The sequence below is a fragment of the Streptomyces endocoffeicus genome (assembly GCF_016741935.1).
Lineage (GTDB): Bacteria > Actinomycetota > Actinomycetes > Streptomycetales > Streptomycetaceae > Streptomyces > Streptomyces endocoffeicus.
Map to the genome: position 1 here is coordinate 141,715 of NZ_JAERRG010000027.1, position 11,391 is coordinate 153,105.

Annotated in this window: 12 protein-coding genes; 3 read left to right on the plus strand and 9 right to left on the minus strand. The window is 69.2% G+C overall.

All coding sequences use genetic code 11. The features are described from left to right. The first annotated feature begins 36 nt into the window (after positions 1 to 36). Positions 37 to 318 carry a hypothetical protein gene (locus JK364_RS58595; protein ID WP_504942616.1) on the plus strand — a complete coding sequence of 94 codons (282 nt, stop codon included), beginning with the start codon at positions 37 to 39 and terminating at the stop codon, positions 316 to 318. 367 nt (positions 319 to 685) lie between these two features. Here the strand turns inward: JK364_RS58595 and JK364_RS42880 are convergent, their stop codons facing one another. Both JK364_RS42880 and JK364_RS42885 read right to left on the minus strand, forming a co-directional pair. Next, the gene (locus tag JK364_RS42880; protein ID WP_201856852.1) at positions 686 to 1,234 is read right to left on the minus strand and encodes an NIPSNAP family protein; all 549 of its coding nucleotides are present in this window, start codon (positions 1,232 to 1,234) and stop codon (positions 686 to 688) included. Then, on the minus strand, positions 1,231 to 1,698 hold the full coding sequence (locus JK364_RS42885; RefSeq protein ID WP_201856853.1) for a hypothetical protein: 468 nt from the start codon (positions 1,696 to 1,698) through the stop codon (positions 1,231 to 1,233). Before JK364_RS42885 ends, JK364_RS42880 begins: the two co-directional genes overlap by 4 nt. 56 nt (positions 1,699 to 1,754) lie before the next feature. On the opposite strand from JK364_RS42885, the gene JK364_RS42890 reads away from it, so the two are divergent. Next, positions 1,755 to 2,684, plus strand: a complete 930-nt coding sequence (locus tag JK364_RS42890; protein ID WP_201856854.1) for a helix-turn-helix transcriptional regulator — start codon at positions 1,755 to 1,757, stop codon at positions 2,682 to 2,684. Between the two features lie 274 nt (positions 2,685 to 2,958). On the opposite strand, the gene JK364_RS57740 is transcribed toward JK364_RS42890, so the two are convergent. The 3 genes from JK364_RS57740 to JK364_RS57745 all read right to left on the minus strand — a co-directional run bounded on the left by JK364_RS57740 (position 2,959) and on the right by JK364_RS57745 (position 5,983). Further along, a complete protein-coding gene (locus JK364_RS57740; RefSeq protein ID WP_201856855.1) occupies positions 2,959 to 4,881 on the minus strand; it encodes an SgcJ/EcaC family oxidoreductase in 1,923 nt (640 codons plus the stop codon). A 129-nt stretch (positions 4,882 to 5,010) separates the two neighbouring features. Then, complete coding sequence (locus tag JK364_RS42900; RefSeq protein ID WP_201856856.1) at positions 5,011 to 5,238, minus strand: MbtH family protein; 228 nt, start codon at positions 5,236 to 5,238, stop codon at positions 5,011 to 5,013. Between the two features lie 133 nt (positions 5,239 to 5,371). Beyond that, the gene (locus JK364_RS57745) at positions 5,372 to 5,983 is read right to left on the minus strand and encodes a helix-turn-helix transcriptional regulator (RefSeq protein ID WP_201856857.1); all 612 of its coding nucleotides are present in this window, start codon (positions 5,981 to 5,983) and stop codon (positions 5,372 to 5,374) included. On the opposite strand from JK364_RS57745, the gene JK364_RS42910 reads away from it, so the two are divergent. Continuing rightward, positions 5,978 to 6,262 (plus strand): hypothetical protein, encoded by a 285-nt coding sequence (locus tag JK364_RS42910; protein WP_201856858.1) that lies wholly within the window; start codon positions 5,978 to 5,980, stop codon positions 6,260 to 6,262. The two genes, JK364_RS57745 and JK364_RS42910, sit on opposite strands and share 6 nt — an antisense overlap. Positions 6,263 to 6,453: 191 nt before the next feature. Here JK364_RS42910 and JK364_RS42915 read toward each other — a convergent pair whose 3' ends face one another. From JK364_RS42915 to JK364_RS42930, 4 genes are all read right to left on the minus strand, one after another. After that, positions 6,454 to 7,296, minus strand: coding sequence for an SAM-dependent methyltransferase (locus JK364_RS42915; RefSeq protein WP_201856859.1), 843 nt, complete (start codon positions 7,294 to 7,296; stop codon positions 6,454 to 6,456). 151 nt (positions 7,297 to 7,447) lie between these two features. Beyond that, the gene (locus tag JK364_RS42920; protein WP_201856860.1) at positions 7,448 to 9,103 is read right to left on the minus strand and encodes an FAD-binding dehydrogenase; all 1,656 of its coding nucleotides are present in this window, start codon (positions 9,101 to 9,103) and stop codon (positions 7,448 to 7,450) included. A gap of 88 nt (positions 9,104 to 9,191) precedes the next feature. Continuing rightward, positions 9,192 to 10,217 carry a MupA/Atu3671 family FMN-dependent luciferase-like monooxygenase gene (locus tag JK364_RS42925; RefSeq protein WP_201856861.1) on the minus strand — a complete coding sequence of 342 codons (1,026 nt, stop codon included), beginning with the start codon at positions 10,215 to 10,217 and terminating at the stop codon, positions 9,192 to 9,194. A 321-nt stretch (positions 10,218 to 10,538) separates the two neighbouring features. Next, the coding region (locus JK364_RS42930) for an acyl carrier protein (RefSeq protein ID WP_230993343.1) at positions 10,539 to 11,391 on the minus strand (853 nt) is incomplete at its 5' end.

Consider the following 11,391-nt stretch of genomic DNA (forward strand, 5'->3'; position numbering starts at 1 on the left):
CGCGGTACCGTCTCCACCACCGTCGGCTTCCCGAGCTTGGCCCGCAGCCTGCTGACCGTGATCCGTACGGCATTGCTCCGGTCGCCTAATTCCCCGCCCCACACCCGCGCCACCAGCTCCTCGCTGCTGACCACCGCCCCGTCGGCCCGCATCAGCACCTCCAGTACGCCGAACTCCCGGCCCGACAACACCACCGGCCGCCCCTCGCGACTGGCCCGGCGGCGCGGCGCGTCCAGGACGAGTCCGGCGCACTCAAGGACGGACGGGCGCGACCGGCACGGCACGGCGGTGTCGTCCCCGACGACCTCCACGGCGTAGCCGGCGCGCCGCAGCTCGTCGGCCAGGTGCTCGGCCGCCGATTCCCCACGCTGCGCGAAGTCGCCCATGAGGTCGTCCTCGTTGTCGTCGCCCGCCATGGCGTCCATGATCAGCACATGCATGGGTGTCTGTGTACCAACCGGAGGTTTGCGACGCTGTAAAGATCGCGGCGTCAGCCGGTACCACAACAAGCGCTTGGCGTACCGGGTGGCCACGGCGCGGAACCGCTTCCACTTGTTCACACACCGCTCGACCGCGTCGCGGCGACGGTACTGGGTCTTGGCGAAGGCCGGAGGCCGACCGCCGGAGCGTCCACGGCGCGTCCGCGGCGCGTCCGGAGGCTCGCGGAGCGCGCGACAGCGCGAGGCTAAGTCGTCACGGGTTCCAGCCGCAGCCGCCGGATCGGCCAGGGCGGCCGCTCGGCCGGGCCGAACCAGACCCGGACGTCCTCCCCGGTGCGGACGGGCAGGAGGGGGTAGTCGTTCGCGGCGTGCTCGGTACGGTGCAGCGCATGGCCCGAGCCCAGGTGCCGACCGGCATAGGCGTCGAAGGCAGCCGCGTCGGACGGCCGGCAGATCGTCGCGACCACCTCGTGGGTGCCCGGCTCCGCGTCGAAGCACGGGCCACGCAGCAGCAGGACGTCGTCGCTGTCGACCATGGTGGCGTTGGCCGCGTCGCGGTACTTCCGCCAGACCGGACCGGTGTAGAACGCCTCCAGCGCGTGCCGGCGGTGCGCCATGTCGGGGAACGCGCGCAGCCAGACGAAGCGGTCCGGGATGTCGAGGTCGCGGAATCGGCCGCCGACGGTGATGCCGACCGCTTGCTGGCCGACGACGAACTCGCGCTCGAACAGCTCGATCAGCGTCTCCCGGGCGCCGGGATGCAGAGTGTACTGCCGGAGTTCGACGATGCTCATGCGTCGGCCCGCCCGGTGCGGGTGAGGTCCATGGTCCAGTTGAGCTCCCAGGTGCGGCTGCCGTCGGCGGAGAACTCCTGCTCCCAGCGGGCGGTGTCCGGGCCGAGACGGTTCCAGGTGAAGTGCACCCGGATCGGGCGGCCGTCGTAGGTGTCCTCGCCGTGGAAGTCACCGCGGTCGCCCGTGAAGCCGCCGATCACGGGAGGGTCCAGACGCCCCGTCCGGCTGTCGGACCAGTGGATCGACCAGCGCTCCGTCTCGCGGTCGAACAGTCGTAGGGTCACGCCCTGGCGGCCGAGGGTGGGGAAGGTGATCTCGTCGATGTTGCCGGCACCCCCGAACAGCGGCCGGACCACCGCGTGACCGGGGAACTCCGCCCAGGTGGCGGGGCCCGGGCCGAGCGGTGCGGTGAGACGGCGGTTGGCCACGTGCCAGGAGCCGTGCAGGAAGTCGAAGTCGTCCATGCGTCGCAGGCTAGGAACACTCCCCTGACATCCACTGTCAGGGGATACTGGGCGGCATGCGCGCGAGCCGGCTGGTCACCCTGCTTCTGCTGCTCCAGAACCGGGGCCGGATGACGGCCCAGCAGCTGGCCGAGGAACTGGAGGTCTCCGTCCGTACGGTCTACCGGGACGTCGAGGCGCTCGGCGCTGCCGGTATCCCGCTGTACGGCGCCGCCGGACACGCGGGCGGCTACCGGCTGGTCGACGGCTACCGGACCCGCCTCACCGGACTGACCGCGAACGAGGCGCAGGCCGCATTCCTCGCCGCACTCCCCGGCACCGCCGCCGACCTCGGCCTCGGCGAGGCACTCGCCACCGCCCAACTGAAATTGCGGGCCGCCCTGCCGGTCGAGCTGCGCGAGCACGCCGGGCGGATCCAGGAACGCTTCCTGCTCGACGCCCCCGGCTGGTACGGCGACGCCGACCGTACGCCTCATCTGGCCGCGGTCGCCGCCGCGGTGTGGGCGCGGCGGGCGGTGCTCCTGCGGTACCGGCGGTGGCGCGCGCCGGAGGAGATCGAGCGGCGGGTGGAGCCGTACGGGCTCGTACTCAAGGCCGGCCGCTGGTACCTGGTCGCCGACGGGCCGTCCGGAATCCGCACCTACCGGGTCGACCAGATCATCGAACTCCACGCCCTGGACGAGCAGTTCGTCGTCCCGGACGGATTCGACCTGTCCGCGCACTGGAACAGCTATCTGACCGATTTCCGAGCCCGGCTGCACACCGGGGAGGCTCTGGTACGGCTCACGCCGAAGGGAGCCCGCCGCCTCGGCGTGACACCCGCGGGTGACGGATGGACGGAGACCCGGGTGCCCATCGAATCGATCGACCACGCCCACGGAGAGTTCCTACGGCTGGGCACCGATATCGAGGTCATCGCACCGGCGGAACTCCGCGACCGCATCGCCGAGACGGTACGGACCCTGGCCACCCGCTACGAGGGGTAACCCCGGCCAGAGGCACCGCCCGGCCGGAGCACCGGCCACGCACACCCTCGCGACCCGCACGGCACCCTCACACGCGTGTAGGACCACGTGTGTTGGACCACGTGTGTTGGACCACGTGTGTTGGACCACGTGTGCAGGACCACGCGTGCAGGACCCGATACGGCTGTGCCGCGACGTCGGCGGTTGGCCTTCTTGGTCGGTCCGAGCATGACGGCGGCGGCAGCACCTCCGCGTCGGCCGCCAGGGGCGGGACCTCATGGCCCAGTCCGGCAGCTCACACGGGCACGTCCTCCTTGGCGGGGCTGTTGTGGTACGCGGCGACGCGCCACTCACCGTCCTGTTTGACCAGCGCCCAGGTGGAGCGGATCGCGTTCTCCGCGGTCACCTCCGTCTCCCCGGCCGTCAGCACGGCCCCGCGGACGACGGCCACCGCCGCGCTGTCGCCCAGGAGCCGCACCTCCAGGACGTCACCGACCACCCGGCTGCCCTTGTACGGGCCCTGGAACGCCTCCCCCATGCGGGTGGCGATCTCCTCCCGGCCCTTGCGCAGATATCCGAAAGCGATCATGGTCGCGTCGGCGGTGAACACACCGGCCAGCGCCCGCGCGTCCAGCTCCGACCAGGCCGCGCCCAGCCGCTCCAATACGGCGACCACGGCTTTCTTCTCGGTCTCGCTCTCCACCATTGGGCTCCTTCCCTCGTACGTCTCGTCCGTGTACGTCTCGTCCGTGTACGTCTCGTCCGTCGTGGGTGCGGGCGCCGCGGACCCGCTCTCCCGTGCCGTGGACGGCCGCGGGGGGCAGACCGTCGGCACGGGCAGTCCGGTGTGCTCGGGGGGAAGGTCGTACTGTGCGGGATGGCGAGGGCCTCGCAGCAGCGCCCTGAGCGTGCGGGCGTTGAACACCTCCCGTGGCGGGGTGGTGAGGGTGAGCGCCTTGAACAGGGCCTGGGAGGCCACCGGATCACAGGCGGCGGTGATGCGCAGCCGGTCCGAGCAGCGCTGCAGCACCTTCCGCCGCGCGGACGGCGCGGGCCCCTTCGCCCCCGGATAGCGCAGGTCCTCGTTGGAGGCCATCGCCCACGCGATGTCGGTGGCGCGGATGACCGCTTCCTGGGTCCGGCCATAGCCCTCCTCGTCGAGCGGGCCCCGCGCGAGCTCTTCGCGCAGGGTGACCGCGCTCAGCGCCGCCGCGGTCACGCCCTGCCCGTACAGCGGGTTGAAGGTGGTGGCCGCGTCGCCGAACACCAGGAAGCCGGTGGGACGTGTCCGCAGCCTGTCGTAGTGGCGGCGGTGATTGGCGGTGTTCTGGAAACCGGAGATCCGGCTCATGGGCGTGCCCTGGGAGATGAGTTCGCTCATGAGCGGGTGGCGCAGGGTCCGGGCGTAGCGGAGGAAGCCTTCCTCGTCCAGGGGAGGGTGGGCGCCCCTGGTGCCCGCCAGGGTCACCATCCACGTCCCGTCCTCGACGAGCATCATGCCCCCGACCCGGGCCGGGCCACCGCTCCGCGGGTCGCCCTGCAGGGCGATCAGGGGAAACCTGCGCCCGGTGGCCTCGTCGGGAGGGCGGATCACACGGCTCGCGTAGGCCAGCCCCGCGTCGACCACCGTGGCGGGCACCTCGGGCAGGCCGAGTTCACCGAGCCACTGAGGCGCCTTGGAACCGCGGCCGGTGGCGTCGATGACCAGGTCCGCGTCGACCCTCTCGCGCTCCCCGGTGCCGCGGTGGCGGATATGGGCCCCGGATACCCGCCGCGCGTCTCCGATCAGGCCGGTGGCCTCGGCGCCTTCCAGGATCCGGACGTGCGCATGCCCCAGCAGGGCACGGCGCACGATGTGTTCGGCCAGAGGTCTGGTGGTGCCGACCGTGAAGTGTTCGCCCGGATACTGGCGCATCCAGCCGTGCGGGCCGTAGAACAGCGCATGCGTCGGCATGGATATCCGGTGGGCACCGGCCGCGAAGAGGCTCTCCAGTGTGCCCGGGAGCAGGGTGTCGATGGCCTGGACACCGCTGGACTGCAGACCGTGGAGGTGACGGCCCTGAGGCACGCCCTTGCGCACCTCGGGGCCGTCGGGCAGCCGGTCCCGTTCCACGACGGTGATGGTGTCCACGTACTCCACGAGGGCGGCCGCGGCGAGCAGTCCGGCCACGCCGCCACCGAGTACGAGTGCGCTGCCGAGCCTGCGCGAACCTTTCACACCATCACTTCCCTTTACATGGTCGGTACCGGGCTGCTGCTCTTTGCTCCGCGCCACTCGTGTTGTCCGGGCCGCTCGTGTTGTCCGGCCGCTCGTGTGCTCCGGGCCGCTCGTCGGGGCCCGGAGGGGTCAACTCCCGTTCCGCTCCGCCCGGTTCATCGCCTCGATCAGGCTCTTGGGCCGCATGTCGGTCCAGTTCGCCTCGATGTAGTCGAGGCAGGTCTTGCGATCCGTCTCCTGGACCACGACCTCCCAGCCGGCCGGGACCTCCGCGAAGGCCGGCCACAGCGAGTGCTGACCCTCGTCATTGACCAGAACCAGAAAGGTGCCGTCGGGGTTGTCGAACGGATTGGTCATCGTCTGACTCCTCGGGACAGGGCGGACTTCACGAGCCGCTCGATTGGTTGTCTTCGGACCGGGCCGATGGAATCTGCGCCGATGGAATCTGCGCCGATGGAATGTGCGCCGGCGGGCGCCCCGCCGCCACCCCTCACAGCCAGCCGCAGCGGACCGCCTGCACACCCGCCTCGAAGCGGCTGTGGGCGCCCAGGCGCGCCATCAGATCGGCCACCGCGCGGCGTACGGTGCGCAGCGAGATGCCCAGCTTGCGGCACATCGACTCGTCGGTGAATCCACTGGCGAGGAGGCGCAGCAGATCCCGCTCCCGGGGCGAGAGCCCCTCCCCGTCCCGCTGCGCGGGCTCGTCCCAGGGAGTGGCCGTGACCCAGAAGTGTTCGAAGATCGTCCGCAGTGCCGCCACCGCCTCGTGCCCGTTCAGCTCGAGCGCGCCGCGGGTGGCGTCCTCGGGGTCCAGTGGCACCAGGGCGACGTGCTCGTCCACCAGCGCCATGGGGGTCGGGAGAACGGGGACGGTACGGATCCGCCCGCCGAGCGCGGCGAGCCACCGGGCGGCCCCCAGCTCGGCGGAATCGCCGCGGAAGCTGTCCTGATGAACGGCCCGGATGGAAATTCCGCGCTCCGCCACCACCCGCTCCCATTGGTTTCCCTGCTCCACGGAATTCGGAAGCTGGACATAGGAAGAGGAGAAGATGCGGCACTCCTTGGCGGCCCGTCCGCACAACTCACGCAGCCGCGTATGCACGGCATCGGCCCCGTCGAACCGCCGGACGGCGCCGACGTATTCCTCACCGGCCTCGTAATTCCGGGTCACCGAGGAGACCATGGATCGGGCCTTCGCTATCTGCCACCGGCGCGCCGTGAGGTCGTCCCCGGGCCCCAGCTCCTCGCGGCGACCGGAGTCTTCGGAGGTCAGGGCGGCCCGCCCAGCCACCAGCGGGTGTTCGGCCAGCTCCGCGTGGACCGCGCGGACTTCGGCCTCGGAAAGGTCGAGTCGGCGCGCTATCTCACCGACATCGAGTGAAGGTTGAAGAAGCGAAAGCCGATACACGGCAACCGCACGCCATTCAAGTCCCCGTTCCTTGAGCATCCAACCCCCAGAAGATCACCAAGTCAATTCGATTATCACGTCGGACTCCTGGCGCCGCAACGAATGACAACCGGGATGAGTGGGCGATACCGACCGACCGCGGACCGCGGGTGGACCGCTCGGCTCTACGGACGTTCTCCGGCGATCAGCACATAACCGGGGAGCCCTCCGCCGGGCCGCGCTTCCACGCCCTCCTCGGGCCCGATCAGCTGATTGACGAGCCCCTCGCCGACCGCCCGTACCAGGGCCTCACGATGCGGCGCGAGCAGATCCTTGAGCTTGGCCTGAATGGGCAACGGCACGATCGTGTGATCCGACACATCGTCGATCTCCAGCAGCCGGAGGCCCGCCCGGTCGAACAGTTCCCGGTAGTCGTCGAGGTCGACCGCCGTGACGATCTCACTTCCCTCGAGCGGCCAGTCATGCCCGGGGCGGTGGAACATATCGGCGACGGCCAGCCGGGAGCCCGGCTTGAGCACCCGCGCCACCTCTTTCAGCGCGCGCTCCTTCTCCGGCATGTGGATGAGCGACTCGAAGAGCCATGCCGCGTCGAACGAGGCGTCGGGGTACGGCAGTTGCATGGCGTTGGCGTACTCGAAGCGCACCCGGTCCGCCAGTCCGGCCTCACTCGCGCGCGCGGTGGCCTGCTCCACCTGACGGCGGCTGACCGAGATGCCGTGCACCTCGACGTCACAGGCGCGGGCCAGGCTCATCGCGGGCTGGCCCACTCCGCAGCCCACGTCGAGGATCCGCTGTCCGGGCCGGGGCGCCAGCCGCTTGAGCATCTGCCGCGTCAGCTGCTCGGTGGCGGTGGCCAGGTCGGCCTCGTCGTGCTCGTCGTTCCAGTACCCGAGGTGCAGATTGCTTCCCACGGGCAGGTCGCTGTCGCTCAGCACGGCGTGCAGCGCGCTGAACTCGTCGTAACGGTCCCCTACTTGAGCGATATTGCTCTGTGCCGCCGTTGACATCCGAACTGCCTCTCCGATGCGTCAAGTGGTGTGCTGGTCACTGGCCGCTGGTCATTGGTCACTGGTCACTGGTCACTGGTCACTGGTCGCGCCGTTTGCCCGGCGCCTTGTGTTGCCCTGTGCGCCACTTCCCGGCGCCTCGCTTCCGCGTTCAGCCCACGGCCCGCGCCGCGGCCCGGCCCGCCGCACGGCCGGACAGCAGACATCCACCGAGGAACGTCCCTTCCAGCGAGCGGTAGCCGTGCACTCCGCCACCGCCGAATCCGGCCACCTCACCCGCGGCGTAGACACCCGGAAGGGGCTCGCCGGTGCCGGTCAGCACCCGGCTGGACAGGTCGGTCTCCAGACCACCGAGTGACTTGCGGGTGATGATGTTCAGCCGCACCGCGATGAGCGGACCGGCCTTGGGATCCAGCAGCCTGTGCAGCGGCGCCACCTTCCCCAGCTTGTCGCCGAGGTAGTTTCCCGCTGCCCGGATCGCGTTGATCTGAAGGTCCTTGGAGAACTTGTTGACCGTCTCGCGATCACGGGCGACGATCTCGCGGCGGAGCTCGGCCTCGTCGATCAGCGGCTCGTCGGTCAGCGCGTTCATCCCGCGCACCAGCGAGGCCAGCTCCCGCTCCACCACGAAGTCCACACCGTGCTGCCGGAACGCCTCCACGGGGCCGGGCGGGCCGGGGCGGAGCCTGCCGAGCACACCCCGGATGCTCTTCCCCGTGAGGTCGGGGTTCTGCTCCGATCCCGAGAGGGCGAACTCCTTCTCGATGATCTTCTGGGTCAGTACGAACCACGAGTAGTCGTAGCCCGTGCTCATGATGTGCTTGAGCGTGCCCAAGGTGTCGTACCCGGGGAAGAGCGGCACCGGCAGCCGCTTCCCCGTGGCATCCAGCCAGAGGGACGAGGGGCCCGGCAGAATGCGGATACCGTGGCGGGGCCAGATGGGATCCCAGTTCTGGACCCCCTCGTTGTAGTGCCACATCCGGTCGCCGTTGATGACCCGTCCCCCGGCCTTCTCCGTCACCTCGAGCATGTGCCCGTCGACGTAGGCGGGAACGCCGGCGATCATCCGCCGAGGGGGGTTGCCCAGCCGCTCCGGCCAGTTCCTGCGGACGAGATCGTCGTTGCCGCCGATGCCACCGGAGGTGATGATGACCGCCTGGGCACGGAGTTCGAAGGCGCCCGCCACCTCCCGTGAGCTGGCCGCTCCCCGTGGCACCTCGTCGGGCGCCAGCAGGTCACCGGACACCGTGTCCACGGACCCGGCGGTGCGCGACAGCCCGGTGACCCGGTGGCGGTACCGCAACTCGACCAGCCCCCGGGCCCGGGCGGCCCGGACCCTGCGCACGAAGGGCTCCAGCAGACCGGGCCCGGTGCCCCAGGTGATGTGGAACCGCGGCACCGAATTGCCGTGCCCGGACGCCGCGTAGCCACCTCGTTCGGTCCAGCTGACGAGCGGGAAGAAACGCACTCCCTGCTCCCTGAGCCAGGACCGCTGCTCCCCGGCGGCGAAGTCCACGTACGCCTCCGCCCAGCGACGTGGCCAGTGGTCCTCGGGCCGGTCGAATTCGGCGCTCCCGAGCCAGTCCTGGAGCGCCAGCTCACGGCTGTCCCGGATGCCCATGCGACGCTGCTCCGGTGAGTCCACGAGGAAGAGACCGCCGAAGGACCAGAACGCCTGACCGCCCAGCGAGTTCTCGCCCTCCTGGTCGAGCACGATGACCTTACGGCCCGCGTCGGCCAGTTCGGCCGCGGCGACCAGACCGGCCAGCCCCGCACCGACCACGATGACATCAGCGTCGTACGACATGTCTTCCTTCACCTCGGAGGGGCGTGGAGGGGGTCGCGGGGACCCCGGAGGGAATGCGTTGGGGGTCGCGGACGGCGTCTCCGTCGGCTCACGTCCCCGCCTGGACACGGCTCCTGACCTGGTCGAGATAGGGCAGGGCCGCGCGAATCTCATCGCCAGTCACACCGAAGTCCACAAGGCAGGCGACTTCGTTCACGCCGGCCTGGGCCAGCTTTTCCACGGACTGGACACACTTGTCGACGGAGCCGAACAGCGATGCGGTGCGGAAGTAGCGTTCAAAGGCGAAGTTGACCACCTGCTCCTGGTCCACGCCCTTCAGATCACTCCACTGATTGCGCCAGAGGTCGAAGGAGGACTTGAGATACGCCTTGAAGGGCTCCTTCACGATGTCACGTACCTGCTTGTCGCTCTCGCCCGCGAAGGTGTGCATCATCAGGGTGACCGTGCCGCCTGCCGGATCGAGACCGTTCTTGGCGCGGGCCGCCCGGTACACCTCGATGTTCGCCGCCACTTCCTCCACCTTCTGGAAGAGCAGAGCGGTGAGGATGTTCAGGCCGCGCGCACCGGCCTCCTCGAACGTGGCCCGGCTGCTGGAACACGTCATCCAGAGACCGGGCTCCGGCTGCATCGGGCGAGGGTAGCTGAGGATCTCGACGCTGTCGCCCTCTCCATTGACCCGTTTCACCGGCTCCCCGCGCCACAGACCGCGAATCTCCTCGATCCCGTCCATCGTCAGCTTTCGGCGCTCCTGGTAACGGTCCGGCGCCAGGACGAAATCATTGGGCGCCCATCCCGTGCCGAAGGCAAGATCGACGCGACCGCGGGAGAGGTTGTCCACCAGTGACCAGTTCTCCACGACTTCCAGCGGATCGTGGAGAGGGACGACCACGCTTCCCGCACGCAGCCGTATGTTGCGCGTCACGGTGGCGAGGGCCGCGGCCGTCAGCGCCGGATTCGGATACGCGCCGCCGAACCGATGAAAATGCCGCTCAGGCATCCAGAGCGCCCTGAAGCCGTGCTCATCGGCAAACCGCGCCGTATCCAGGAGCAGGTCGTATTCCGCGGACGCATCAGTGACCTCGCGGTTCGCAAAGTACAAGACGCTGAATTCCATCGACACCACTTCCCCGTTGGATCCGTCATATGTGACTCGGGCGTCCGCGCTGCCGACTCTAACCATGGTCAGGCGGCTCGGACAAGGGTTGCCAGACACCGGATAATTCACTGTCGGCATGCTTTCGGCACGCTGTCAGTAGGCTGTCGGCGGGCAATGCACTTCTGGTTTTCCGCAGCCCAAAGATAGCCTTCCTGCATCGTTGATCACAGCGGATGACCTGGGAATTCGGGCTCACGCATTCGCTGGGTACTTGTCATTGGGGCCGGTGGCCACTTATGGCCAGATTGGCCACTCGTGGCCACGGAGGCCCCTCAGAGGTCAACTGAGTACGTCGATGCCTTCGCTTGGACTCATCTCGGCTCCTTCACCGCGAGACGCCTGGGCAGGGTCCTGGTCGTGCTCCTGGTCCTGGTCCTGCTTTGCGAATTGGTTGAGCACGTCCTCCAGTCGGCCAAGCGCCAGGGAACGATCCTCATTGACCAGTGACGCGAGGGAAAGCGTTTCCCGGAGCTTTTCGATCTCCGCCAGCACGGCGTGGGTGCCGGCGGAGTTGGACTCCGCGGCGCTGGGAGTACTGGAAGAACTGGGAGCGCTGGGAGGGTTGGGAGGGTTGGGAGAGCCGGGAGAGCTGGCCGCGAGGGTATTCAGCTCGTCTGCGAGATGAACCGCGAGATCGGCCGGAGTCGGATGGTCAAAGACCATCGTCGTGGACAGCCGCAGCCCCGTAGCGCTGCCGAGCTGGTTCCGAAGCTCGACGGCCGTCAGAGAATCCAACCCCATTTCGAGGAATTCGCCTTCGAGGTCGATGTCTCCGGAGTCCCTGTGCCCCAGCACGGTCGCGGTCGCGGTGCGGACGAGGTCCAGCAGAAGCCGCTCACGCTCCTCCGGGCTCGCCCCCAGAAGCCGGTCCCGCCATTGCTTCGCGCCGCTCTGCCCGGTCGCGGCCTTGCGGAGAGGCGTACGTATCAAGTTCCGCAGCATTGGCGGGACCGGCACTTCCGGATGGGCCTGGTGGGACGTCAGATCCATGCGCACCGGCATCACATGCGGACGTCCCACGCCCTGAGCGGTGTCGAAGAGGGCAAGACCTTCTTCGGTGGTGAGTCCGGTGGTGCCGCCGCGGGCCATGCGGGCGATGTCGGTCTGGCTGAGGTTCTGGGTGATTCCGCTG

Excerpts from the sequence above, each read along its gene's own strand:
- JK364_RS42880 (WP_201856852.1), bottom strand. The coding sequence starts at position 1,234 with ATGAGCATCGTCGAACTCCGGCAGTACACTCTGCATCCCGGCGCCCGG.
- JK364_RS42910 (WP_201856858.1), top strand. The coding sequence starts at position 5,978 with ATGCACGGCATCGGCCCCGTCGAACCGCCGGACGGCGCCGACGTATTC.
- JK364_RS42915 (WP_201856859.1), bottom strand. The coding sequence starts at position 7,296 with ATGTCAACGGCGGCACAGAGCAATATCGCTCAAGTAGGGGACCGTTAC.
- JK364_RS42920 (WP_201856860.1), bottom strand. The coding sequence starts at position 9,103 with ATGTCGTACGACGCTGATGTCATCGTGGTCGGTGCGGGGCTGGCCGGT.
- JK364_RS42900 (WP_201856856.1), bottom strand. The coding sequence starts at position 5,238 with ATGACCAATCCGTTCGACAACCCCGACGGCACCTTTCTGGTTCTGGTC.
- JK364_RS42885 (WP_201856853.1), bottom strand. The coding sequence starts at position 1,698 with ATGGACGACTTCGACTTCCTGCACGGCTCCTGGCACGTGGCCAACCGC.
- JK364_RS42890 (WP_201856854.1), top strand. The coding sequence starts at position 1,755 with ATGCGCGCGAGCCGGCTGGTCACCCTGCTTCTGCTGCTCCAGAACCGG.
- JK364_RS42925 (WP_201856861.1), bottom strand. The coding sequence starts at position 10,217 with ATGGAATTCAGCGTCTTGTACTTTGCGAACCGCGAGGTCACTGATGCG.